A 20,208-nucleotide genomic window follows, 5' to 3' on the forward strand; every position below is an offset into this window, starting at 1 on the left:
TCGAGCCGCCTTCCAGCGGGCCCTCCGGGCGCTTCGTTCTTTCGTGTTTCCAGCTTATCAGATGTTTTCCGCTCCGTTTCCGGGGCTTCGTCATCCAACTCGCCGGTGTCTTCCGGGGCTTGACGCCCTGTCCGACGTTTCAAACTCTAGCCGACCCCCGCTCCGAAAAGCGAATCCGACCGCAATCCGATAAAACGCGCACGCCAAATAAGCACCGAGCCGCAACGCGAAAAGCGAAACGACCGGCACGAACCGGAAGTGATGTTTCAAGGGATTGGCCGCTCCGGGACCGTCCGCGCCGATGCGTGTCCGGTGCTCCCTGTCGAGCGACTGGGAGACTCTACCCCTGCCTCCGCGCCTGAGCCAAATGCCCCCACGCGAGCCGGCCAGCGGCCGCTGGCGATGATGCGCGCGATCCGGCTCGACCGAACAACCGGCCGACCTGTCACCCACTCACCGATCACCTGCGACCACTGGCCGACATCGGTACTACTCGTCCAGATCGGTACTACACGTCTAGACCCGCGCGTCGGTGGCCAGCGCCTCCGCCACCGGGAGGTTCGGCTGCGGGTGCGTCAACAGGTGCACCCCCGCCGCGAGCGCGCCGCCGACCAGCGGGGCGAGCAGGAACAGCCACAGCTGGGAGAGCGCCCCGCCGCCGGCGAACAGCGCCGGGCCGAGGCTGCGCGCCGGGTTGACGGAGGTGCCGGTGAGCGGGATGCCGACCAGGTGGACGACGGCCAGCGCGATGCCGATCGGCAGCCCGTCGAAGCCGACCGCCGCCAGTCGGTGGGTGACCGCGAGGACCACGTACACCAGCAGGAAGGTGAGCACGACCTCGGTCAGGAAGGCGCCGCCCGCGTTGATGTGCACCTGGGAGCGGTCGCCCCAGCCGTTGGTGCCGAGCTTGCCGTGCGTCTCCAGACCCGGCACCTGCTTCGCCAGCAGCAGCACGAGCGCCGCGCCCGCGATGCCGCCGAGCACCTGCGCCACCCAGTACGACACGGCCGTGCGCCCGTCGATCCGGCGGGCCAGCAGGAAGCCGAGAGTCACCGCCGGGTTGACGTGGCAACCGGAGATCGGCCCGAGGGCGTAGGCGAGCGCGAGCAGCACGAAGCCGAACGCGAGCGCGATGCCCACCGTTCCGATCTGGTCACCCGCGAGAACCGCGGCACCCACCGCCAGCAGCACCAGCAGCAGGGTCCCGAGGAACTCGCCGACCACCGCCCGCCTGTCCGTTCCACCCATACGCCTGGTCCTCCTGACCGTCAGGGCAGGCGGCCCGGTGCCGCCCGTACCCGGCCAACCCTGGTCGACCGTTCGGGGGACCGCATGTCGGCCGGACGGCGCACAGCCGTATTCACGGCGCTCCGCCTGCCGAATTACTCCGAATGCATGAAACCGTACGAAACTGGCGGGCATCACGCAAAACGGGCAATCGTGAGCGATGTGGGACGAAGACGCGGGGCGGATGGACGGCGAGCGGCTCTCACACCGTCAGGCCGACGGCCCCGTCAGGAGGACGACGCCGCCAGGACGGGGACACCGTCAGGAGGACGACACCGACAGGACGACCTTGCCGCGCAGGTGCCCGTGCTCGCTGATCCGCTGTGCCTCGGCCGCCTCCGCCAGCGGGAGCACCCGGTGCAGCGGCAGCCGCAGGCTGCCCGCCTCGTGCAGGGCGAGCGCGGTGGCGTAGGCCTGCTGGTGGTACACCTCTCCGTCGCCGCCGCCGGTGAAGCGGACGCCGTACTTCCCGGCGTCGGCGAAGTCCACGATCGTCACCACCCGGTCCGCGCTGCCCGTCAGCTCGACCGACAGCGGCAGCACCCCGCCCTGCCCGGCCGCGTCCAGCACCCGGTCCACCCCGCCCGGAGCGGCCGCCCGCACCCGCTCGGCCAGGCCCTCGCCGTACGTCACCGGGATGGCGCCGAGCTCACGCAGGTGGGCGTGGTTGGGCTCGCTCGCGGTGCCGATCACGGTGATGCCACGCGCCCGGGCGAACTGCAGCAGCACGGTGCCGACCCCGCCGGCAGCGCCGTGCACCAGCAGCGTCTCGCCGGGCTGGACGCCGAGGACGTCCAGCGCCCGTTCGGAGGTCTCGGCCGCCCCGGGCAGCGCCGCCGCCTCCTCCCAGCTCAGCGTGGCGGGCTTGTGGGCCAGCTCGTCCACGCCCACCAGCGCGTGCTCGGCGTAGCCGCCGCCCATCAGGGCGCCGAAGACCTCGTCGCCGGGCGCGAAGCCGGTCACCCCGGCGCCGACGGCCTCCACCACGCCGGACACCTCGAAGCCGGGCACGGCGGGGAAGGTCACCGGGAAGCGCTCCGCCAGCGCGCCGTTGCGCTGCTTGTAGTCGATCGGGTTGACGGCCGCCGAGCGGACCGCGACCCGCACCTGGCCGGGCCCGGGGGCGGGCAGCTCGATGTCGATGGTGTGCAGCACGTCCGGGCCGCCGTACTGCGCGAAGGCGATCGCCTTGGTCATGGGATGTCCTTGGGGTTTGCGGGAGTTGCTCTCTTCCGACGACTCCATCCTGCGCCCCGGGCGGCGGCTGCCCGGCCAGCCCTTCGGACGGTTCGACCTGGCCGAAGGAACGGGCCGCCCCAGCCGGCGGCGAGGCTAGGCTCAGGGCATGGACGAGACCTGGCAGGAACACTGGGGCCGCCCCGAGGACGCGCTGGCGCGGGCGGTCGAGGTGCTGAGCACACCCCGGCCGGACCTCCTGCTGCGGCTCGCCGAGGTGGTCGGCTCCCTCGTGCCGCACGAGGTGATCGCACAGCTCAACGGCATCTGCACCTTCTCCCCCTCCTACGCCTCCGGCACGCCCGAACTGGCCAGGCGGATCAGCGGCCTGGACCTGTCCCGGCTGGCCGACCGAACGGCCGAGGCCACCTCGTCCGGCCGTCCCTGGCAGGGCGAGGCCGAACTCGCCGGGCGCACCCGGCCGGTGGTGGTGGTCGCCGCGACCGCGCCGGGCGGCGGCGGCCGGGCCGTCCTGCTCCTCGTCCGGACCGGCACCGAGCCCGTGGCGCCGAGAGCGCTCACCATCCTCCAGCGGTTCTGGGAGCTGGCCGTCGCCCACTCCGACCACCGCGCCACCGACGCCGCCCCCACCCACGCGGCCGCCTCCCGCGCCTCCGCCAACGCCCGGGCCCGCGCCATCGCCGAGTTCACCGGCACCCACAGCGCGGCGCTCACCGCGATCCTGGCGCCGCTGCGCTCGGCCGACCTGGACGACGCCGCCGCCCGCCGCGCCGCCACCGAGCTGGCCGTCACCGCCCTGCTCGACCTTCGCCAGGGCGCCGAACTGGACCGCACGCTCAGCGAGGAGCCCGCGGGCACCGCCTTCGCCCGGCTCGCCCGCGAACTGGGCCCGCTGCTGCGGCACACCAGGGTGCGCCTGGACGTCGCTCCCCCGGCGGAGGCCGACCGGTCCGTTCCGGCGGACGCCGCGCACACGGCCCGGGACGCCGTCCGGGCGGCCGTGCTGCTGATGCTGGAGCAGGAGAAGCCGACCCGGCTGCACGTGAGTTGGAGCTTCGCGGCGGACGGGCTGCTGCGCGCCGTCGTGCGCGGCGACGGACTCGGCCTGCTCACCGCCGACGCCCTCACCGTCCACCGCACCGCCGACCGCGTCGCCGTCCTCGGCGGGCACTACACCGTCGAGGCCGTGCCGGGCTGGGGCACCACGGTGACCGTGGACCTCCCGCTCGCCCTGCCCGAGCCCGCCGCCCCCGAGACCGACCCCCTGGACGGCCTCCAGCCGCGCGAGCTGGAGGTGCTCGACCAGCTGGCGCGGGGCCGCCGCAACCGGGACATCGCGGCTGCGCTGCACATCAGCGAGTCCACGGTGAAGTTCCATGTGGCCAACATCCTGGCCAAGTTGGACGTCTCCTCGCGCGGCGAGGCGGCGGCCCTGGCCCACCGCGCGGGCCTGCCGAGGCCGGAGCGCCTGCACGTGGCATCGTGAACCGGTGCAGCCCTCCCCGCACCTGCCGCCCCGGGATCCGACATGACCGAACGCCTGCCCACCACCTGGGACGCCGCCGCCCCCGGCGTGCTCCGTCTGCCCTCCGGCCGCCTGCTGCGCGGCCGCGGGCTGCTCGACCCGCTCCCGCCCGGGCCCCGACCCGCCTTCGGCGTCTACCTGCTGGGCCGGCCGCCGGAGGACTTCGGTTGGGAGAGCCGCTGGGTGCGCTGGCCCGACTTCCGGCTGCCCGCCGACCGGGCCGACGCCGCCGACGCCTTCATCGAGGCCTGGGAGCGCTGCGCGGGCGAGCGCGTCGAGCTCGCCTGCGCGGGCGGACGGGGGCGGACGGGCACCGCGCTCGCCTGCATCGCGGTGCTGGACGGCGTCCCGGCGGCGCAGGCGGTCGCGTACGTGCGGGAGCACTACAGCCCGCACGCCGTGGAGACGCCGTGGCAGCGCAAGTTCGTGGAACGCCGGCGCGGCTAGCCCTAACACCGGCGTCTAGCCCTGACACCGGCGGCCGGACCGAACACCGTGGGTGGGGATCCGCTCCGGAGGCGGTCAACCGGCGCCCGGGCCCCGCCGCCACCAGGACGGCGCCCGCCTGCTCCCCCGCCCCGCGTGGGCGGCGGATCAGGCGGGCCCCCGGCAGGGCCTCCGCCGGGACATCAGGTGGGACGGGCGGGGCATCAGGGAGTGCCGATCGCGGTCGGGGCCGGCAACGGCGGCGGCGAGGTGGCCGGGGTGTCGGAGAACCCGACGAAGTGTCCCCAGAGCCAGAGCGCCGCGGCCGCCCCGGCGATCAGCCAGCCGCCGCGCTTCTCGCCGACGCCGCCGGGCGTCGGCCTGCGCCGCCAGTACCCGCGTACGAAGACCCGGTCGTCCTGCTTGGCCACTGCGCCTCCCCGGTCGGGCGCGGCACCCGGTGCGCCGCGAGCCCGTCCATCGGATGTAGCAGCGCTTCCTCGGCACACGCACGACCACCCCGCCGGGAACCGGACACGGGCGCCCCGGCGCGCCGCCAGTGAACGCGCCCCCGGCAGCGCCGCTGAGCAGCGCCGATGGCGTCCCGCCAGGTTGGCGCGAACGCCCCCGGCGTGCCCGGCGCACTCCCCGGCGCCTGCCCGCCGTCCGCTCCCCGGAAGGAGCCCCCGCCACGGCGCCACCGCCACCGCCGCCCCGAGACCGGGAAGCGGAGACCGGGAAGCGGGGACCGGCTAGGTCTTCCGCAGGTCCGGCGCCGGGGCGCCGATCAGCAGGTACCGCACGGCGTCCCAGGCCGCGCGGAGGGCGGCGGCGCAGGCCCGGGTGTCGGAGTCGAGCAGCCGCAGCCAGGCGCCGCTGTCCTGCGGCAGCACGCTGACGCCGTACAGCAGTCCGCGGTCGGCGAGTGCCTCGTGGAGGGTGTCGGCGATCCGGGCGGCCGGGGCGAGCGGGCTGAGGACGTAGAGACTGGACATCACGTCGTGTCCGCCGAGGACGGCCGGTCCGGTGACGCCGCCGCCGGTGGCCGAGGGCTCCAGCCGGACGGTGTCGAGCGCGACCAGCTCACCTCCGGGGCGCCGCACTTCGAGGTCGGAGGCGAACACCTGGTAGGCGTTCCGCTCGCCCCGGGCGAGGCGTCCGGCGAGGACGGTCTCACCGACGAGCACGGTGGCGCCCGGGTCGACGGTGAGTACGGTGCGCTGGTAGAAGCGCGAGTCGACGAAGGGGATCACCGGCTCGGGCAGGTACTCGACGTAGGCACCGGGCCCGGCCTCCAGGTTGAGGAGTTGGGTCGCGTAGTCGTGCTCCATCCGGTAGACCTTGGTGGCCGCCTGGGTGGTCAGGTGGACGGCCGTGTCGGCGCCGCAGCGGATGTCCGTCCGCAGCCGGTCGGCCTGCAGGATGCCGCCGCCGGTGGACATCAGCAGGGTGACGGCGAGGTCGGGGCGGGCCGGGTCGAAGTAGAGCGGGCGCATGATCTGCAACGGCGACTTCTGGTAGTGGCCGGTGAGTTCGGTGCGTTCGCCGATCCGCTCGAAGGCGAGCTCCAGCAGTCCGACCTTGCCGGGACGCCCGACCCCGAGGGTGTCGGGCGTCCCGGCGTGCCGGCGGACCTCGTACGGGACGCGGGCCGGCGCGTAGTGCCGGGGGTCGAGCCGGGGCACCGGCCCCTCCGTCGGCACCGGCCCCTCCATCGGCACCGGCCCCTCCGTCGACGCGGTCACGCCCGTCAGCACGGTCACGCCGGGACCTTCCGGAAGGTCTCCAGGAAGGTCGCGATCTCCTCCAGCCCCTCCCCCGTCAGGCAGTTGGTGAGCACCACCGGCCCGCCCTCGCGCACCCGGTGCGCGTCGGACTCCATGACGCCGAGGTCGGCGCGGACGTACTGGGCGATGTCGATCTTGTTGATGACCAGCAGGTCCGACTCGGTGATGCCCGGACCGCGCTTGCGGGGCATCTTCTCGCCCTCGGCGGTGTCGAGGACGAACAGGAAGAGGTCGACCAGCACCGGGCTGAAGGTCAGGGTGAGGTTGTCGCCGCCGGACTCGAACAGCAGGGTGTCGACGTCGGGGAAGCGCTCCAGCATCTCGGCCCCGGCGGCCAGGTTCATCGTCGGGTCGTCCCGGACGGCGGTGTGCGGGCAGGCGCCGGTCTCCACGCCGACCACCCGCTCGGGGTCGAGCACCCCGGCGAGGGTGCGGCGCACGTGCTGGGCGTCCTCCTGGGTGTAGATGTCGTTGGTGATGACCGCCGGGCGGTGGCCGCGCTCGATCAGCACCGGGACGAGGGCCTCGATCAGCGCCGTCTTGCCGGAGCCGACCGGGCCGCCGATGCCCACGCGGAGCACGTTCTCGGTCATGCTGTTCTCCTTGCTCGTTTTCCTCGACAGATGTGTTCAGCTCGCGAACAGCCGTGCCTCGGCCCGCTCGTGCCGTCCGGACATCGCGTCCGCGATCGGCACGCAGCCGCCCAGGTCCGCCAACTCCCGTACCAGCGCCGCCGACACGACCTCCCGGATCACCGGGGAGGCCGCCCTCAGCACCACCTGCGCCCGCCGGTGGTCGGTCAGCCGCAGGCGCAGCGCGGCGCCGACGAAGCTGGTGCAGAAGGCGAACAGGTCGCTGGCGACGGCCTGTTCGACCGGTACGGCGGCCGAGGCGTAGGCGACCCCGGCGACGACCGCCTGGCAGCCGGGGGCGCGCTTGGCGGCGACCAGTTCGGCGTACCACTCCAGCGGCTCGCCACCCACCGACTCCCGTGCGATGTCGAGGAGTTGGCGCCCCGTCCGGGTGGAGGCCAGCCGCAGCTCACGGTTGAGCCTGGTGGCGTGCAGCCGCTGGTCGATCTCGACGAGCAGCTCCCGGTCGTCCTCGGTGGCGGCCCGGTGGGCCAGGGCCAGCGCCGTGGCGTCGGACGGTCCGACGCCGTGCCGCAGCAGGTCGGCGAGCAGCCCGGGCAGGGTGTCCGGGGTGACGGCCTTGGCCTGGGCGTAGCCCTCCAGGCCGTGCGAGAGGGTGTAGAAGCCGCTGGGGAAGGCGGAGTCGGTCAGCTGGAGACTGACCAGCAGGGCGTCGAGTCCGCCGCCCATGGAGACGTCCACGGAGGCGTCCACGGGGGCGCTCACGGAGCCGTCCACGGGGGCGTCCACGGAGGCGCTCACGCGAGGTAGAACAGGTGGTTGAGCGGCAGTTCGCGGGCGGGCTCGATGGTGGCCGGCTCGCCGTCCAGGGTGACCTTGTACGTCTCCGGGTCGACGGCGATCTTCGGCAGCGCGTCGTTGCGCACCATGTGCTGCTTGCCGACGGACCGGCAGTGCCGCACCGGCAGCACCCGGCTCTCCAGGCCGAGTTGGGCCGGGACGCCGAGGTCGATGGCCGCCTGCGACATGAAGGACACCCGGGTGGCCTGCCTGGTCCGCCCGTACGCCCCGTACATCGGGCGGTAGTAGACCGGCTGCGGGGTGGGCAGCGAGGCGTTCGGGTCGCCCATCAGGGCCCAGTTGATGACGCCGCCCTTGATGACCATCTTGGGCTTGGCGCCGAAGGAGTTGATCGGCCAGAGCACGATGTCGGCCAGCTTGCCGGGCTCCAGGGAGCCGATGTGCTCGGCGGTGCCGGAGGCGATGGCCGGGTTGATGGTGAGCTTGGCGAGGTAGCGCAGCACCCGGAAGTTGTCGTTGCGCTCGGTGTCGCCCGCCAGCTTGCCGCGCTGCTCCTTGCAGTGGTGGGCGGTCTGGAAGGCGCGGGTGAAGGACTCTCCGATCCGGCCCATGGCCTGCGAGTCGGAGGAGAAGATCGAGATGACGCCCTCGTCGTGCAGCACCGTCTCGGCGGCGATGGTCTCGGCGCGGACCCGGGAGTCGGCGAAGGAGACGTCCTCGGGGATGTCGTGGCTGAGGTGGTGGCAGACCATCACCATGTCCAGCAGTTCGTCCACCGAGTTGACCGTGTAGGGCAGGGTCGGGTTGGTGGAGGACGGCAGCACGTTGGGCTCGCCGGCGATCCGCATGATGTCGGGGGCGTGGCCGCCGCCCGCGCCCTCGGTGTGGAAGGTGTGGATGGTGCGGCCGTCGATCGCGGAGAGGGTGTCCTCGAAGAAGCCGCCCTCGTTGAGGGTGTCGGTGTGGATGGCCACCTGCACGTCGTAGTCGTCGGCGACGCTGAGCGCGGTGTCGATCGCGGCCGGGGTGCTGCCCCAGTCCTCGTGCACCTTGAGGCCGCACACGCCCGCCTCGACCTGCTCGCGCAGCGCGCCGGGCAGCGAGCCGTTGCCCTTGCCGAGCAGGCCGACGTTGACGGGGAGGTCCTCGACCGCCTGGTACATCCGGTGGATGTTCCACGGGCCGGGGGTGCAGGTGGTGCCGTTGGTGCCGTCGGACGGGCCGGTGCCGCCGCCGATCAGGGTGGTGATGCCGTTGCTCAGCGCCTCCTGCACCTGCTGCGGGGCGATGAAGTGGATGTGGGTGTCGATGCCGCCGGCGGTGGCGATCAGGTGCTCGCCGGAGATCACCTCGGTGCCGGGGCCGATCACCAGCCTGGGGTGCACGCCGCTCTGGGTGTGCGGGTTGCCGGCCTTGCCGACGGCGACGATGAAGCCGTCCTTGACGCCGATGTCGCCCTTGACGACGCCGAGCACCGGGTCCATGACGACGACGTTGGTGATGACGAGGTCGAGCGCGCCCTGCACGGAGGTGGCGGCCGGGTCCTGGGCCATGCCGTCGCGGATGGCCTTGCCTCCGCCGTACACGGCCTCGTCGCCGTAGTGGCCCTGGTTGTGGTCCTTCTCGACCTCGACCACGAGATTGGTGTCGGCGAGGTGGAAGCGGTCGCCGACGGTGGGGCCGAAGAGGTCGGTGTACTGCTTGCGGGAGAGAGTGGCCATCAGCGGTCGCCTTCCTGGCGGGTCTCCGTGTGGAAGTCGCTGCCGTGCAGGTCTTCCTTGTGGTCGAGGTTGGTGCCCTTGAAGCCGAGGGCGATCGCCCGGTCGAGGGCCCGGGCGCGGGTGTCGCGGGCGGTGGTGCCGCCGTCGACGAGGTTGGCGAAGCCCACCAAGCGGCGGTGGCCGCCGAATTCGGCGAGCGTGACGTCCTTGGTGTCGCCGGGCTCGAAGCGGACGGCGGTGCCGGACGGGATGTCGAGGTGCTTGCCGAAGGCGGCGTTGCGGTCGAAGTCGAGGGCGCGATTGGCCTCGAAGAAGTGGTAGTGGGAACCGACCTGGATCGCCCGGTCCCCCGTGTTGCTGACCGTGATGGTGGCCTTGGCGCGGCCGGCGTTGATCTCCACCGGGTCGTCGCCGTACAGGTATGCGGCGCCACCAGACATGGCTGGCCTTCCTCTCTGCCGGTTCAGTGGGGGGTGTGTACGTGGGGGGTGTGCGCGTGGGGCTTGTGCGCGTGGGAGTGCGTGTGGCCGTGGTGGCCGTGGCCGTGCTCTTCGCCCGGCCCGTGGTGGTGGTTCTCGCCCGGCCCGTGGCTGTGCGCGTAGCCGTGCCCGTGCTCGGCGTCGAGGCCGGCCAGGATGCCGTCCTCGCCGTGCCCGAGCAGGTGCAGCGCCGCCGCCGTACGGGCCGCGACCACCCCGGCGATCGCGGACGGCCGCAGCAGCGGCCCGCCGTCCCGGACGCCGGGCAGGGCGGTGCGCAGCGCCGGGCCGAAGGAGGCCGGTACGGCCGTCACCTCCGCCGCGCCGAGCAGGCGGCAGCGTTCGGCGCCCTCGGCCGGGTCCGGGTCGCCGCCCGCGAGGGCCACCTCGACCCAGCGGTGCCGGCCGTACTGGCGGACCAGCCGGGCGATCCGGAAGAGTTCGGCGTCCTCGAAGGGGCCGGCCGCCGGGGCGGTGACCAGCACCGCGCCCTGCTCGCTGCTCGCCGCCGCGGCCCTCAGCCAGCCGATCAGGTGCTCGGCGGCGCCGAAGGGCGCGGTGAGCGCGAGCCGGCCCCGGCCTTCGTCGGCGGCGAGCCAGCGCAGGGCGCGGGCGGTGTCGGCGATCAGCCTGGGGTCGCGGCCGAGGGTCATCGGTACGACGCACACCGGTCCGTCGCCCGCGGCCAGCGCGGACCGTACGGCTTCGGCGAGCGGTCGGCCCGCGGCGGCCGCGGCGTGCACGGTGGGCTCGCGGTCCACCAGGGCGGCCAGGTCGCGGCCGCCGTCGCTCTCGTGCCCGCCGGCCAGGACGACCGTCGCGGGCGTGGCGGGTGCCATCGTTCAGGCACCCACCGGGTCGTGGCAGGAGACCAGCTTGGTGCCGTCCACGAAGGCGGCCTCGACCTGGAGCAGCGGCAGCATCTCGCGCACGCCGGGCATGACGTCCGCGCCGCTGACGACCTGCTTGCCGATCTCCATGCACTCGGCGACGGTGCGGCCGTCCCGGGCGCCCTCCATGATGGCCTCGCTGATCAGCGCGCAGGCCTCGCTGTAGTTGAGCTTGACGCCGCGGTCGCGGCGTTTGCGGGCCAGATCGGCCACGACGTAGATGTAGAGCTTGTCCATCTCACGTGGGGAGAGATTCACGGGAATCACTCTTCCTTTCCGAGAATCCGATGAAATGCAAGGGAGTTGGACGGAAAACGCCTGCCGGGGCCGGCCGCGGAACCGGCCGGAATCAGATCCTGCGCAGTCGGGGAACCGCCGGTACCGCCGCCAGGAACAGCATGGTCGTCAGGACGAACGGCCAGGTGAAGGCATGGCCGCCGAACGGCGCGGCCAGCGCGCCGAGCGCCGGGGTCAGCACGGTGGCGGCGGCCGCGCCGAGCACGGCGTAGGCCGCACTCCAGCCGCCGGGGGCGACGAACACCCCGCACAGCGCGAGCGCCACCAGCACCCCGCTGTACCCGAGCAGTCCCTGCCCGACGGCCTCGGCGGGCGCGCCGAAGGCCCAAGCGGTGAGCAGCGCGGTCGCACTGCCGACGCAGGCCATCAGCCCGGCCGGTCGGCTGGCGACGAACAGCCCGGCCAGGAACAGCAGGCCGACGTACCACTGCGGCATGAAGAAGATCTGGCCGATGTTGGCGAGGAACCCGTGCCAGAGCTGTTCCCAGCTCAGCCCGGTCGCCCCGGTGGCCGGCACGGGCAGCGCGGCCGGGCCGGCGTCCTGGTGCCACAGGTGCCGCAGGCCGGGCGCCGCGGCCGTGATGGCGGTGGCGACCAGGCAGAACGGCGCGGTCAGCGCGGGGAGCCCCCGGCCCTCCAGCAGCGTCCCGAGGCCCGCCGTGACCACCACGGCGACGGCGGCGCCGAGCACGGCGACCACGACGGTGGCCGGGTGTCCGGGCCCGAGGAAGACCGCGCAGCCGAGCGCCACCAGGCACCCGTTGTACCCGGTCAGCCCGGCCTCGATGGTGTCCCGCCGGAGCCCGAGGCCGTACGCGACGGCGGTGGAGACGGCGCTGCCGAGCAGGCCGTAGAGGCCGTACTGCCAGCCGGCGGCGAACAGTGCGGCGACGAAGAAGAGTCCGCACACGGCGGACGGCATGAAATCGACCTGGGCGACGCCGCGCAGGACTTCCACGACTAACTTGACGGATATCGGACGGGTAGCCCCGGAAGGCCCTTCGGGGGCTTCAGCCGAAGCCCCTTCCCCCTTTTGTCGAGCCATACTGCGCACCAATTTCCCGGTACGGCCGAGAGTGCTCGGGAGATTACTCGGGAGCCCGTTCGGCGATTCGTGGGGAACCGTACTCCTGCGGATTGCCGCACGGGATGGGGGCGTTGTGTTACGTCAAATGCACCGAGGGTGACCATCACGCCCCTGAGCTGCAACATTCTGTTGAACAGCGGCCCGGACAAGTGGTTGAGGAGGGCAATTCTTTGCGAAGTTTTACTCGCTACTGACAGGAGCCGGAATATGGCCATGCCAAGAAATCCGGCACAAAGTCGCGCCGTCCCGGCAATACGGACACCGACATCTGTGGAAACGCTGTGAAGCAAGGGTGTGGTGTGGTGGAAATGTGCTGGCACCGGAAAACGGGCGTGCGCGGCCCGGAAACGGTGCCCGACGTGCTACGGGCCCCGTTCAGGAACCGGCCCCCGACCGCAGGTGCCGGCAGAGGAAGCGCTCCGAGGACGCCAGCTCGGAGTCCGGCACCGCCGTGTGCCCGCCGGAGTTGGCGTGCAGCGTCTTCTCCCTGGATCCGAGCTCACCGAACAGCGCCAACGCCGCCTCGCGCGGCACCAGTTCGTCGTCCCACTGGAGGAGGAACCGCAGCGGCACGCCGACCCGCCCGGCCTCCTCCGTCGGCGCGGTCCGCCCGGTCAGCCCGAACACCGCCGCCGCGATCCGCCGTTCGGCCGCCACCAGCGGGATCCCGACCACGCTCCCCAGCGACAGCCCCCAGTACCCGACCGGCCCGAAGCCCTCCCCCGCCGCCTCCAGCGCGTCCAGCACCGCCCGCCACTCGGGCACGGCCCGCTCCGCGAGCGCCGCCGTGTGCCGCGTCACCCATGCGCTGATCGGCCGCCCCGCTGCCAGCAACTCCCCGATCTCGGTGGCGAACCGCTCGTCCTGGGCGCTGCGCTTCCGCTCCCCGTGCCCGGGGGCGTCGAGCGCCACCGCCGCGCAGCCGTACCGCGTCACGCACCTGCGCGCGCGTTCCACCACCCCCCGCGCCGTCTTGTGCTGCCCGCCACCGTGTGCCAGCAGCACCAGGGGCAGCCCGCCGGGCTCCGATCCCTCCGGCAGCCAGAGCACGCCGGGAACTCCGTCGACGGTGAACCGCCGCTGCGCGACGCCGTCCGGCCCGCTCTCCGAGGTGAAGTGCACGCCCCCATCATCACCCCCAACACCTGTTCGAGCACCGGATTTCCGCAACCCCGGCCGGCATCCACCACACCGGCGGCACATGGGGATTCTGGCCAAGATCGCGATCGGGTGGTGAACTGATCAACAGCGCCGCACCCTTGGACACCGACGCGGCCACCCCGTCCGCCCGTGAGGAGAGTTCATGACCCGCCCGTTCCGGTTCGGCGTCAACCTGATGACCCCGGCCGAGCGCAGCCGGTGGCGCGAGAAGTGCCGTACGGCGGAGGCCCTCGGCTACGACGTGATCAAGGTTCCCGACCACCTGGGCATGCCCGCGCCCTTCCCCGCCCTGATCGCCGCGGCCGAGGCCACCGAACGGCCCCGGCTCGGCACCTTCGTCCTCAACTCCGCCTTCTGGAACCCGACCCTGCTCGCCCGCGAGGTCGCCACCACCGACCAACTCACCGGCGGCCGGCTGGAGCTGGGGCTCGGCACCGGCTACGTGCGGGCGGAGCACGACGCGGCCGGCCTGCCCTTCGGCAAGCCCGGCGAGCGCGTGTCCCATCTCCAGCGCACCGTCGAGGAGTTGGACCGGTGGTACGCCTCGGACGACTTCGTCCCGCAACCGCTCCAGCGCCCCCGGCCGCCGCTGCTGATCGGCGGCAACGGCGACCGCATCCTGCGGCTGACCGCCCGGCACGCCGACATCGCCGCCTTCAGCGGAGCCCGTACCGACCCGGACGACCCGAGCGGCCCGCCCATCATGCTCACCGCCGACCAGCTGGACGAACGCGTCGCCGCCTACCGGCGGTTCGCCGCCGACCGCGCCGAACCGGCCGAGCTGAACCTCCTGGTCCACAGCGTCGAGGTCGCGGACGACCGCCGCGCCGCCCTGCGGCCGTACCTGCCCCGGCTGGCGCACCTGGGCGAGGACGAGGCCCTCGACCTGCCGGTCCTGCTCCTCGGCACGGTCCGCCAGATGGCCGACCAGCTGCGCGCACAGCGCGAGCGCTACGGCTTCTCGTACATCACCGTCCTGGAACCCGCGATGGAGGCCTTCGCCCCGGTCATCGAGGAACTGCGCGGCGAATGAACGCCCCCGGCGTGGAGTGGGAAGTCGGACCGGCCGACCTCCCACTCCACGCCACCGCACTACGGCTGCCGCTCCCGCAGGAACGAGAGCAGCAGCTCCGTGATCTCCGCCGGGCGCTCCAGGTTCGGCAGGTGCCCGGCCCAGGGCAGCTCGACGTGGCGGGCGTTCGGCACGCGGGAGGGCAGCACGGCCGCGATCTCGCGGAAGTCCGGCACGTCGTACGCGGCGCCGACGACCAGCGCGGGGGCCGTGATCCGGCCGAGGTCGACCTCCTCCCGGTCCGACCCGAACTTCGCCTCCGCCTGCACCTCGAAGGCGTGCCGCTGCCACAGCCGGACGGACTCGCGGGCCGCCTCCCCCGCCTCCGGGCCCAGCCAGGTCTCGACGTTCAACTCGACGGCCCCCGCGATGTCCCCGGCCTCCAGCAGCGCGTCCTCGCGCGCACCGAAGTCCCGCTTCAGCGACTCGCTCGGCCGGTGTCCGGGCATCCCCGGGCACAGCAGGGCCAGCGCGGTGACCACCTCCGGGTGCAACGCCGCCGCCGTCAGGGCGATCCGCCCACCGTACGAGGCACCGACGAACACCGCGGACTCGATCCCCAGGTGGTCGAGCAGCGCCAGCACGTCCCCGGTGTCGCTGTACGGACCGTCCGCGAGCGGCGAGTCGCCGAAGCCGCGGAAGTCGCACCGGACCACCCGGTACCCCGCGTCGACCAGCGGCTGCCACTGCGCGTCCCACATCCGCCGGTCGCACACCGAGGAGTGCAGCAGCACCACGGCGGGCCCGCTGCCTGATACGTCGTGAGAAATCACCATGCGCGGATGCTAGTGACGCCCCTGCCGGTCCCCCAACCGGTTTGTCCCGGAGCAGAACCCCTCGCCGCACCCCGTACCGGCCCCGTACGCCCCGCCCGCCCCCTGCCCTCGCGCCAGGGGGGCAACTTTCCACTCCACCACGCCAGCCCTCAGCCCGCCGCGGCGTCGCCGAGCAGCAGCCGCGCCGCCACCGTCGTGCCGTCCGTGCGGATCCCGCCCGCGACCGCCGCCGCCCGCGCCGCGGTCTGCGGGGCCAGGGCCTGCTCAAGAGCGGCGGACAGCGAGTCGACGGTCGGGTTCGGCCCGTCGTGGGCGGCGCCGATGCCCAACTCGGCGACCCGCTCGGCCCAGTAGGGCTGGTCCACGATCTGCGGCACCACCACCTGCGGCACCCCGGCCAGCGTGGCCGCGGTGGTGGTGCCCGCGCCGCCGTGGTGGACGACGGCGGCGACCCGGGGGAACAGCGCCTGCTGGTTGACCTCGCCGACGGCGAAGCAGTCGTCACCTCCGTCGGCCACCGACAGGTCCGCCCAGCCCCGGGCGAGCACCAGCCGCCGCCCCTGCGCCCGGACCGCCTCGACCGCGACCTGGGCGGCGTCCGGCGCGCCCTGCATCGGCATGCTGCCGAAGCCCACGTACACCGGCGGCTCGCCCGCCGCCAGGAACGCCGACAGGTCGGCGGGCAGCGGGCGGTCGTCCGGCAGCAGCCAGGCGCCGGTCTGCACGATCTCCTGGTCGGCGAACGGCTGCCAGGGGCCGAGCAGCGGGTCCGTCGCCAGCCAGGGTCGGTCGGTGAAGACGTGGTCGCGCACGTTGTCCACGGCTGGCAGCCCGACCGACGCCCGGTGGGCGTTGACCTCTTTCCCGAACAGCGCGTTGATGGCCCTGATGTTGAGCTCCCACAGTTCCCGGTGGTCCGTCACCTCCGACGGGTACGGGTGGCCCGGGAACTCGACCGGCCGGTGGTCCGGGGAGGGCAGCGTGACCGGCTGCAGGGAGACGTGCACGTAGCGGGCGCCCAGCCGCTCGGCCGCCGACTGCGCACCCGCCACCGCCGGGAGCAGCCCGGTCGCCACCACCACGCCGTCCGGCTCGGCCTGCGCCAGCACCGCCGCGTGGAACTGCGCGAGCAGCGCCGCCACCCGCCGGGAGAAGCCCTCCGGCCCCGGGCGCGGCCCGCTCACCAGCGGGCGCACCGGATCCCCGACCGGGACGAGCACCACCCCGACGGCGGCCAGCCGCTGCGCGAACTCCTCGTCCGGCGGCGCGCACACCCGCACCTGCGCGCCGAGGTCCCGCAGCCGCACCGCGAGGCCCGCCAGCGGCTGGACGTCCCCGCGCGAACCGTACGTCGACAACACCACACGCATCTCTTGCATCTCCCGTTCCCCCCGGGTCCGGCCCCGGAGTTGGAGATTCTGCGGCACGACCGGGGCCTTGCGGCAAGGCCCCCCGTGCGCTATAGGTTGAGAGTGGCGAGGAGCGTCCTCATCGGTAGTCGACCACCGCCACGACCTCCTCGACCAGCCTCCGCGCCCGCTCCACGGTCTCCGTCAGCGCCTCCGCATCCTCCCCCGGCGCCCCCAGCAGGCCGCGCACGCGCGACCCGAAGTCCCGTGGAACGTCCGTGAGTTGCTCAACCGCAGCGAGCGCCCCCTTCTCGTTCAGGCACCAGCGGCGGTGGTGCGCGTACAGCGCCTGCACCAGCACCCCGACCGCCCGGGACAGGCAGAGCGAGACGTACAGGACGTCCGCCCGCGCCGCCCCCTTCGCCGCGACACCGACCAGGAACTCCGCCTCCCACACGGCCGCCGTCAGCGCACCGCGCAGCGCCTCGGGGTAGTTCGCGGTCTGCGTCCGGAGCGCGGCCAACTCCCCTGCGGGATCGGCGAGTACGCGCCCGAGCGCGACCTCGCCCGGGTAGCAGGGCGACCAGAACCCCAGCGGGTGCCCGGCCTGCACGCCCACCTCGTACCGGCCCTCACGGCAGTCCGCCCACACCCGCTCGACCCGGTCGAGGTCCCGCAGGATCCAGTCCACGGCGACCCCGTCCACCCGCAGCCACGCCCCGCCGTTCACCCACGGCCCCCAGCCGCCCGGCCCGGCCACCTCGACCCCCGGCCCGGCCAGCGCGCGCAGCGCGTCCAGGTCCAACCCGCCCCGGTAGTACACCCCGAGGTCCCAGTCCGACCCCGGCCGCTCCTCCCCGCGTGCCCGGCTCCCGCCGAGCATCACCCCCACCACACCCGGCACCTGCGCCAGTTGGCCCGCCATCCGTTCGATGTCCGCTCGCATACCGGGCAGTGTGGCAGGCGGGCGCGTTCAGCGCCGGTGGCCGCCCACCCGCGGATCGTCCTCGGCCACCGCGAGCGTCGCGGCGGCCGCCCGCAGCTTCCGCTCCCAGGCGTGGAACGCCTCCGGGTTGTCCGTCTCCTGCTCCTCCAGACAGGAAGGGCAGCACTCCACGGTGACCGTCTCGACGAACCGCCACTCCACCTCGGTGGCGCTCTCCCCCATGCCCTGCCAGACCTGGGCGGCGGCCTCCTTCGGGGTGAGCTCCCCGGCGGTCAGAGCGGCGGCCAGGTGACGCACCAGGCACCGCTCGGCCAGGCCCTGCTCCGGCATCACGACGCCGAGCTCGTCCATCGCCTCCCGCAGCAGCTCCTCCAGCTCGTCCGCGCGCTCGGCGCCGCCGCCCGCCGGTCGTCGACCTCGGCGCACAGCCACCAGGTGTTGGTCCTCCACTCCACCCGCCGATCGGCCGGCTCCAGCACCAGGGGCTCATCGGCCAGTTCGGCGATCCACGTCAGCAGCATCCCGGCAGTATTCCCCGAACGGCGCATCCCCCCACGCCCCGGGAGCCCCGCGAAGGAGGCTCCCCCTACTGCGCCTGCCGGGTGAGCACGTGCCCGCGCCGCCGTGACTTCCGGCCCCTGACGGGCGCGGGCGGTTCCAGGGTGAGGACGTGGTCGGCGAGGGGCAGCAGGGTGGGGTCGTGGGTGATCAGGATGGTGGTGCGACCGGACATAAGGCGGCGCAGCGGGGGGATGAGCTGCTGGACGGTGCGCGGGTCGAGGCCGGTGGTGGGTTCGTCGAGGACGAGGACCGGGGTGTCCCGCAGGAAGGCGCGGGCGATGGCGATGCGCTGGCTCTGGCCGCCGGAGAGCTGGAAGCCGTCGGCGCCGATGACCGTGCCGTAGCCGTCGGGGAGGGCGGTGACGAAGCCGTGGGCGCCGGCCGCGCGGGCCGCGCCCTCGATGTCGGCGCGCGGGGCGTCCGGGCGGCCGTAGGCGATGTTGTCGGCGATGGTCGCGTGGAAGAGCGGGGCCTGCTGCGGCAGCAGGGTGACGGCCTGGCGCAGGGCGGCGAGGGTGAGGCCGCGGGTGTCGTGGCCGTCGAGGCTGATCGTGCCGGCCTCGGGGTCGAGGAAGCGGACGAGGAGCTTGGCGAGGGTGGACTTGCCGCTGCCGCTGGGGCCGATGACGGCCAGGGTCTCGCCGGGTGACAGGTCGAAGGCCAGGTCGGTGAGGACCGGCGGGCCGCTGCCGCCGCCGACGACCGGGTAGGCGGCGCGCACGCCGTCGAAGGTGACGCGGCCGCGCACGGGGCCCGGGTCCCGGGCGTCGTCGCCCTCCCGTACGGGGCTGGTCATGTCGTGCAGTTCCAGGACGCGTTCGCCGGAGGCGCCGGCGGCGCCGGCCAGCGGGATCAGCCCGGAGAGCTGCTGAACGGGTTCGAACAGCTGGGCCATGAAGGCGGCGAAGGCGAGCAGCCCGCCGAGGCTCAGGTTCCCGTGGATGACCTCGTACGCGCCGACGCCCACCACGACCAGCGCGGCGAGCAGTTCCAGCACGCTGAGGAACGGCTGGTAGAGGTCGGCGACCCTGGCCGAGGCGAGTTCGGCGTCGAGCAGGGCCAGGCCCTCGCGGTGGACCCGTTCGACCTCGCGGTGCTCCTGCCCGTAGCTCCGGGCGACGACCACGTTGCGCAGCGACTCCTCCAACAGCGCGGTGACACCGCCGGCTCGGCGCTGGACCTGGCGTTCACGGATGCGGATGCGCCGCCCGAACAGACCGGTGGCGAGGATGAAGAGGGGGGCGGCGAGCAGTGCGGCCACCGTGAGCGGCCAACTGAGGTAGAACGCGGCGCCGGTGAACAGCAGGAGGCTGACGCCGGCGACGGCGCCTTCGACCATGCCGGTCGCCACCAGTTGTTCGATCGCCGCGATGTCGGAGGTCATCCGGGCGACGAGGTCGCCGCGCCAGCGGATCTCCAGGGTGTCGGGCGGCAGGGTGTGCAGGTGGGCGAGGGTGTCGGTGCGCAGCCGCAGCATGTAGCGTTCGGCGGTCCTGGTGCTGGTGTAGGTGCCGGCGAAGGTGAGCAGGGCGGCCGCGACGGCGGCGCCGAGCATGGCTCCGGCGAGCGGCCAGAAGTCGGCGAACTCCCGTGGTACGAGGACGTCGTCGATGAGGTCCTTGAACAGCCAGACCGAGACGACTTCTCCGAACGCGCCGAGCACCAACAGGACGGCGCTCAACGGGAGCCAGCGCACGTCCGGGCGTACCCAGGGCCAGAACCGTCGGAGGAGTTCACCCACCGGGATGGCCGGCGAGTCCGCCACCGGCCCCTGGGCGTCGGTCTCCGGCGCCCGGTCGATGGCCGTCCCTTCCCCCTGTTTGCCCGGGATCCCGCTGTCCCCGATCCCGCCGTCCCCCGGGGACCCGTGGCCCCCCGAGGCCGCAACTCGGCGCATGGCGCACCCCGTTCATGATGAAAGGGGCCGGCGGTGGCACCGCCGGCCCCCAGGTTGTCAGCTATGTCGGGTTGCTCGGGGCAATCCGACTCAGCCGGTTCCCGTCATCGGAAGCCGAAGCGACGACGACGGTGGTGGCGACGACGACGTCCTCGTCCACCATGGCCTCGACGGTCGAAGTAACTCATTTGCGGCTCTTTTCTCTCGTCGCACCAGTGCTACGCACACCCAGGACCCCCGCCGAGGCGTTGGTTTGCTGGGAGATGCGAAGAAGCTGCACCGGATCTGCCGTTTGTGGTCGGGATCCGTCCGGCGGGGCCGGAAGCGGAGATCCGCCCTGGTCCCTCCCACATCTC

The 20,208-nt window shown here is 73.4% G+C and carries 20 protein-coding genes; 3 read left to right on the forward strand and 17 right to left on the reverse strand.

The genetic code is table 11. The annotated features are described in order from the left end of the window. Positions 1-516 precede the first annotated feature (516 nt). Both RZ50_RS26740 and RZ50_RS26745 read right to left on the reverse strand, forming a co-directional pair. Positions 517-1,248 (reverse strand): MIP family channel protein, encoded by a 732-nt coding sequence (locus RZ50_RS26740; RefSeq protein WP_196951455.1) that lies wholly within the window; start codon positions 1,246-1,248, stop codon positions 517-519. A gap of 300 nt (positions 1,249-1,548) precedes the next feature. Then, positions 1,549-2,484 carry an NADP-dependent oxidoreductase gene (locus RZ50_RS26745; protein ID WP_196951456.1) on the reverse strand — a complete coding sequence of 312 codons (936 nt, stop codon included), beginning with the start codon at positions 2,482-2,484 and terminating at the stop codon, positions 1,549-1,551. A gap of 148 nt (positions 2,485-2,632) precedes the next feature. On the opposite strand from RZ50_RS26745, the gene RZ50_RS29965 reads away from it, so the two are divergent. Continuing rightward, complete coding sequence (locus tag RZ50_RS29965; RefSeq protein WP_305853065.1) at positions 2,633-3,970, forward strand: LuxR C-terminal-related transcriptional regulator; 1,338 nt, start codon at positions 2,633-2,635, stop codon at positions 3,968-3,970. 42 nt (positions 3,971-4,012) lie between these two features. Beyond that, positions 4,013-4,456: a protein phosphatase gene (locus tag RZ50_RS26755; protein WP_196951457.1), complete on the forward strand. Its 444-nt coding sequence runs from the start codon at positions 4,013-4,015 to the stop codon at positions 4,454-4,456. Between the two features lie 203 nt (positions 4,457-4,659). Here RZ50_RS26755 and RZ50_RS26760 read toward each other — a convergent pair whose 3' ends face one another. From RZ50_RS26760 to RZ50_RS26805, 10 genes are all read right to left on the reverse strand, one after another. Further along, a complete protein-coding gene (locus RZ50_RS26760) occupies positions 4,660-4,866 on the reverse strand; it encodes a hypothetical protein (RefSeq protein ID WP_196951458.1) in 207 nt (68 codons plus the stop codon). 321 nt (positions 4,867-5,187) lie between these two features. Continuing rightward, entirely contained in the window at positions 5,188-6,150 is a 963-nt protein-coding gene (locus RZ50_RS26765; protein WP_196951487.1) for an urease accessory protein UreD, read from the reverse strand. 44 nt (positions 6,151-6,194) lie between these two features. Next, positions 6,195-6,815, reverse strand: coding sequence for an urease accessory protein UreG (gene ureG, locus RZ50_RS26770; protein WP_196951459.1), 621 nt, complete (start codon positions 6,813-6,815; stop codon positions 6,195-6,197). A gap of 36 nt (positions 6,816-6,851) precedes the next feature. Continuing rightward, positions 6,852-7,544 (reverse strand): urease accessory protein UreF, encoded by a 693-nt coding sequence (locus tag RZ50_RS26775; protein ID WP_196951488.1) that lies wholly within the window; start codon positions 7,542-7,544, stop codon positions 6,852-6,854. Positions 7,545-7,612: 68 nt separating this feature from the next. Continuing rightward, positions 7,613-9,337, reverse strand: a complete 1,725-nt coding sequence (gene ureC, locus RZ50_RS26780; protein WP_196951460.1) for an urease subunit alpha — start codon at positions 9,335-9,337, stop codon at positions 7,613-7,615. Continuing rightward, positions 9,337-9,777, reverse strand: a complete 441-nt coding sequence (locus RZ50_RS26785; RefSeq protein WP_196951461.1) for an urease subunit beta — start codon at positions 9,775-9,777, stop codon at positions 9,337-9,339. Before RZ50_RS26785 ends, ureC begins: the two co-directional genes overlap by 1 nt. 23 nt (positions 9,778-9,800) lie before the next feature. After that, positions 9,801-10,655: a sirohydrochlorin chelatase gene (locus tag RZ50_RS29970; protein ID WP_196951462.1), complete on the reverse strand. Its 855-nt coding sequence runs from the start codon at positions 10,653-10,655 to the stop codon at positions 9,801-9,803. A gap of 3 nt (positions 10,656-10,658) precedes the next feature. Continuing rightward, entirely contained in the window at positions 10,659-10,964 is a 306-nt protein-coding gene (locus RZ50_RS26795) for an urease subunit gamma (RefSeq protein WP_196951463.1), read from the reverse strand. A 91-nt stretch (positions 10,965-11,055) separates the two neighbouring features. Continuing rightward, entirely contained in the window at positions 11,056-12,048 is a 993-nt protein-coding gene (locus RZ50_RS26800) for an urea transporter (protein WP_196951464.1), read from the reverse strand. 417 nt (positions 12,049-12,465) lie between these two features. After that, positions 12,466-13,212 (reverse strand): dienelactone hydrolase family protein, encoded by a 747-nt coding sequence (locus tag RZ50_RS26805; protein WP_196951465.1) that lies wholly within the window; start codon positions 13,210-13,212, stop codon positions 12,466-12,468. A gap of 181 nt (positions 13,213-13,393) precedes the next feature. Between RZ50_RS26805 and RZ50_RS26810 the strand changes: the two genes are divergently transcribed. Then, positions 13,394-14,284 (forward strand): LLM class F420-dependent oxidoreductase, encoded by an 891-nt coding sequence (locus tag RZ50_RS26810; protein WP_196951466.1) that lies wholly within the window; start codon positions 13,394-13,396, stop codon positions 14,282-14,284. A gap of 59 nt (positions 14,285-14,343) precedes the next feature. Here RZ50_RS26810 and RZ50_RS26815 read toward each other — a convergent pair whose 3' ends face one another. From RZ50_RS26815 to RZ50_RS26835, 5 genes are all read right to left on the reverse strand, one after another. Next, positions 14,344-15,099 carry an alpha/beta fold hydrolase gene (locus tag RZ50_RS26815; protein WP_196951467.1) on the reverse strand — a complete coding sequence of 252 codons (756 nt, stop codon included), beginning with the start codon at positions 15,097-15,099 and terminating at the stop codon, positions 14,344-14,346. Positions 15,100-15,248: 149 nt separating this feature from the next. Further along, positions 15,249-16,469: a glycosyltransferase gene (locus tag RZ50_RS26820; RefSeq protein WP_196951489.1), complete on the reverse strand. Its 1,221-nt coding sequence runs from the start codon at positions 16,467-16,469 to the stop codon at positions 15,249-15,251. Between the two features lie 118 nt (positions 16,470-16,587). Beyond that, complete coding sequence (locus RZ50_RS26825) at positions 16,588-17,394, reverse strand: nucleotidyltransferase domain-containing protein (protein WP_196951468.1); 807 nt, start codon at positions 17,392-17,394, stop codon at positions 16,588-16,590. A gap of 27 nt (positions 17,395-17,421) precedes the next feature. Continuing rightward, on the reverse strand, positions 17,422-17,826 hold the full coding sequence (locus tag RZ50_RS26830; protein ID WP_196951469.1) for a hypothetical protein: 405 nt from the start codon (positions 17,824-17,826) through the stop codon (positions 17,422-17,424). A 154-nt stretch (positions 17,827-17,980) separates the two neighbouring features. After that, positions 17,981-19,852 (reverse strand): ABC transporter ATP-binding protein, encoded by a 1,872-nt coding sequence (locus tag RZ50_RS26835; protein WP_196951470.1) that lies wholly within the window; start codon positions 19,850-19,852, stop codon positions 17,981-17,983. Between the last annotated feature and the right edge of the window lie 356 nt (positions 19,853-20,208).

Source organism: Kitasatospora sp. SUK 42 (assembly GCF_015776785.2).
Lineage (GTDB): Bacteria > Actinomycetota > Actinomycetes > Streptomycetales > Streptomycetaceae > Kitasatospora.